This is a genomic window from Paenibacillus sp. IITD108 (assembly GCF_036541265.1).
Classification (GTDB): domain Bacteria; phylum Bacillota; class Bacilli; order Paenibacillales; family Paenibacillaceae; genus Pristimantibacillus.
The window spans coordinates 1-4378 of record NZ_JAZHCT010000073.1 but is presented as its reverse complement, the minus strand read 5'-3'; the positions used below and the strand labels follow the sequence as shown (position 1 = coordinate 4378).

Below are 4378 nucleotides of genomic sequence, written 5' to 3'. Positions count from 1 at the left end.
AAAAAGGTGGAGAGCGGTCGGAACTTGATCGCACTGGCCGCCCTTTCATTTGCTTTTTGCCTTATCTATAATTAATCGACACCTTCCAAAAGTGAACTATGCGCCTCCAGCTGCAAGCTTGGAGGTTTATTTTTATACTCGAAAAGTATTGTCATTTTTCAGTTACTTGTAATACAATGTAGTGGAAGCTTGCAATACAAGTTACATAAAAACAAGGGTACTGTCGGTCTGTTGACCATTTATCCTTGAATGGCGGTGTTAGAAGAGTTGATCAATAAGACGCAAATGCTTAAAGGGATTTTAGAAGGCTGTGTATTAAAAATATTAAACGAAAAATCCTGTTACTCGCAGGAGCTGGTTCAGACGCTTAGGGAGAGAGGATTTGAAAATATAAGTGAAGGAACGCTATTTCCGCTGCTGCTTCGGTTAGAGAACGAAGGGTTATTTGAAACGAAGAAGGTGCAGTCGAGCCTTGGCCCTAATAGAAAATACTATAGCTTAAGCAGTAAAGGAAAAGATGAGTTAGCTGAGTTTATTGGGGTTTGGAATGAGTTCAAGTTAACGGTCGATCATATTTTAAGGACAACGGGGGATTAAATATGGGTAAAGCTGCTAGAGAGCAAATGCTTAAAGGTGAATATAAGGAACTTTATAATCGCGTAGTAACGCTGCTTAAAGAAGATGTCCAGCCTGGCGAAGAAAGAGATCGTGCTATCTCTTCCATGCTTCAATTACTATTAGAGGCGGAGGCTGAGCAGCGGCCTGTCCCGGAACTGTTTCCGGAAGGATTTGAAAGTTTTTATCAAGAGTTAGTCGAAGCATTGCCTGTTTATACACGTGAAAGCCGGTCGGTTAAAAAACGCAAAGCCAAGATGATGCTGGGTGCTGCTGCTTCAGTATTGTGCTTGACGATAGTTCTAGGAGTGCTGTGGCAGACGGGATACATAGGTATGTGGAGAGAGGGTATCGCTTTTGCGGCAGGTTCGCTTGATAAGTATAGTTATGACCATGGCGTAATCGATGGCGAGTTTGAAATTACGATTGACTTGAACGATTTAGACAGCAATAAAGGAAAAGTATTGTACGATAAGGATGGACTGCTAATAGATGTGGCTGTTGTTGATGAGGTAGGCCTAATGGGAGGAGGATACCGCATTCATTTTCGCTCCCATGGCAAATACAGCTTGAATCAGGCAACACTAGTATCAGGCAATAAACATTATGCGACAGAATCACGCTGGTACTCGTCCTCAGTCGATGCTGAGCTTCGCTCAGAATATAACGGGAAGCAATATAAGGGGAGCGTTATGGGAGGCTCTGCTCTAAATTATAAAGATGGGGACATGTTTTCGTTTTATCTCTTTCCTCAGGAGGCCTATAAGAGCGGTGAGGTAACCTTGAAAGAAGATGGCAATGTCAAAGTTATCGTTTCGAATTTGAGCCTGAATCAATGGAATAAGAAATAAGGAGCTGGAACATGAGCGAGCATGACACTATAAACCGTACAAAATTGCCTAATACCGTAAGCAGCATCGTTCGGGAATTAACACAGTTAAATATTGCAAAGGGTGATAATCTTCTCGTTCATTCCTCGTTGTCCAGTCTTGGCTGGGTGTGTGGAGGGGCGCAGGCGGTTGTGGAGGCATTACTGGAATCGGTTGGAGACCGAGGTACGTTGACTATGCCTGCACAAAGTGGAGATTGGAGTGATCCAAGCGAGTGGGGGAATCCGCCAGTACCACAAGAGTGGTTTCAAACTATTTATGAAGAAATGCCAGCTTTCGATGCTGCGGTAACGCCAACGCGGGGAATGGGAAGCATTGCTGAGCTGTTTAGAACCTATCCTGGAACTTTAAGGTCACAGCACCCGCAGGTTTCTTTTTGTTCAAACGGCAGCATTGCCGAGTATATAATAGCTGACCACCCGTTAACCCCGCAATTTGGTGAGGATTCTCCCCTTGGCAAGCTTTATAATAGCGGCGCAAAAGTACTTTTGTTAGGAGTCGGTTTCGATTCCTGCACAAGCTTTCATCTGGCTGAGACCATGCTTGCTAATATGCCTGTAAAAAAGATGGGGACAGCCATGTTCGACGATGGGGAGCGGGTGTGGAAGTGGTTTGAAGACTACGCTTATGATGCAGGTGATTTTGCAGAGCTGGGTAAGAGCTTTGCAGAGGCGGGGGCTGTTCAGCGCGGGAAGATAGGCGAGGCAGAATGTATGTTTTTTGACTTGAAGGAAGCAGTTGATTTTGCATGTCTATGGCTGGAAAGGCATCGGTTTTCTAGGGAAATCCGCCCCTAGTAGGTAACGTTATATGAATGAAAACATGAGACGAATTTGCGATAAAAATGAGATCCGATTACGATTACTGTCCTTTACAATATTAGAAGGTGGCTGAGCTTTAAAAAAGTGTCCAAAGGGTATCGTGGACGGTTCCTAAGAAGAAATGGGCAGTCGGAAGGGAGAAGGAGGACTTTTTACTTATGAATATGCAGGAAAGACTGAAGCCGATGGAAAATAAATTAACGCTTATTATCGCATTCATTTTTTTACTATCACTCGGCGTCGTAGCTGGACAATATGCCCAAGCAAACGAGAGGGGTACCATTTTTACAGATATAGAGCCAGGCAGTGAATATGAGGATGCTTTGGCAAGCCTTGTGCAACAAAAAATTATTTTGGGCTATTCGGATGGAACCTATCGTGCCTCGGAAAAATTGAATCGTGCGCAAGCAGCGATAATTCTCGCTAAAGCTCTACAGCTCAACTTGGAAATGGCAGATAACCCCGGCTTCCAAGATGTGAATGAAAGCTCCACATATTACAAGCCGATTGCTGCTGTAGTAAGTGCCGGGATATTCCAAGGGTATTCAGACGGAACATTCAAGCCCCACCAATTGCTTACACGTGCAGAAATGGCAAAGATTCTCGTCATTGCCTATCAGTTTCCAGAAGAAAAATTAGCGGTAAACCCTTTTAAGGATGTACCTTCAGCGAGTTGGTATGCCCCTTACGTGACCTCGTTGCTACAAAATAAGATTACATTAGGAACTTCACCGACAACGTACTCGCCGAACGAAGCCGTTAATCGTGGGGATATGGCGTTATTTATATACCGTTGTCAATTGGCGCAACAACTGACGGAGCGGATAATCGAGTCTAAAGTGACGACAATCACTTCAGATTCCGTTCAACTGGGTAACGATAGCTTTTCGTTATCTGACGATCAAAAGGCTTGGATTACGCCTGAAAATCTTTCGATATTAAAAAACTCACGAATAAAGGCTCACATTATTGGAGGAAAAATAAGCCGTATTGAATCAGTTACTATTTATGCAGATGGGCGATTACATGATGATAAGGCAAATTCAAATGTAGTGTTATCAGGTAATGGAGCTGTTATTGGTGCTACCATGATTATAAAAGGCGACCATTTGTCCATTAAAGACGCCACTATAACAGGAGATCTTATAATAGAAAGCGAAGTCCAAAACAGCTTTTATGTTGAAAATGTACTGGTGAAAGGTTCAACGATACTATTAAAGCCACGAGAATTAGTTACATCGAAGCTGTATAGCTCAATTGTTTCGTTAGATAACAAAAAGAACGATCTTCCCAATTTACATTTTCATAAATCAATCCTGCAATCTGTTAAAGTGGCCTTGGAGGGCTCCACCGTTACGTTAACAGGTGAAACCAAAGTTAATGAAATAGATCTTTTAGTTGACGCTAGTATCGAGGCGGACGCAAGTATTGGCATCCCCCTCGTCAGAGTTGGAACAGGATCCTTATACACAGTGTTAAATGCAAGGATAGATTCTCTTTTCATAGAAAATACGAATAGTAGAATTACCCTTGGAAACGAAGCTAAAATTGAGGATTTACGCTTAGAACTGAAAAACAATGTGAAATTAATTTTTCTCAATTATGAGCTGATAAAACACAAAATTATTAGAATTAATGGCGTACTAAATATCGATTTGCAGCCTTCGGCTGGCGGAACACCGAACTCGGGAGAAAATTCTAATTTAATTGCAGCCAAAAATGCTGTTGCTTCTTTATTCAGGGACAGTACCAAAACAGCTTTAAAAGCTAGTGTGGATCAAGCCGCTATTGACGCTGCTAAAGCAAAAGTCGATCTAGTGGCGGATAGTGCGGAAAAGTCTACTTTGCTCGCAGATATTCAATATGCCCAGCAACTCTTAGACGCACAACTAGAAGCTATTGCTAAACTACAAGCAGCTACTGAAGCCGTAAATGGCTTGTTCACGGACAGTACGAAAACTGCATTGAAAGTGGACGTAGATCAAGCAGCTATTGACGCTGCGAAAGCAAAAGTCGATCAAGTGGCAGATGGTACGGAAAAGTCTGCTTTGC

The 4378-nt window shown here is 42.7% G+C and carries 4 protein-coding genes; all 4 read left to right on the top strand.

Features of this window, described 5'->3' with window-relative positions:
- The first annotated feature begins 249 nt into the window (after positions 1 to 249).
- Positions 250 to 597 (top strand): PadR family transcriptional regulator, encoded by a 348-nt coding sequence (locus V1L65_RS28540; protein ID WP_331702749.1) that lies wholly within the window; start codon positions 250 to 252, stop codon positions 595 to 597.
- 2 nt (positions 598 to 599) lie between these two features.
- Positions 600 to 1466 carry a hypothetical protein gene (locus V1L65_RS28535; protein ID WP_331702748.1) on the top strand — a complete coding sequence of 289 codons (867 nt, stop codon included), beginning with the start codon at positions 600 to 602 and terminating at the stop codon, positions 1464 to 1466.
- 11 nt (positions 1467 to 1477) lie between these two features.
- Complete coding sequence (locus tag V1L65_RS28530; RefSeq protein WP_331702747.1) at positions 1478 to 2302, top strand: aminoglycoside N(3)-acetyltransferase; 825 nt, start codon at positions 1478 to 1480, stop codon at positions 2300 to 2302.
- 182 nt (positions 2303 to 2484) lie between these two features.
- Positions 2485 to 4378: S-layer homology domain-containing protein (locus V1L65_RS28525; RefSeq protein ID WP_331702746.1), on the top strand; the 1894-nt coding region annotated here is incomplete at its 3' end.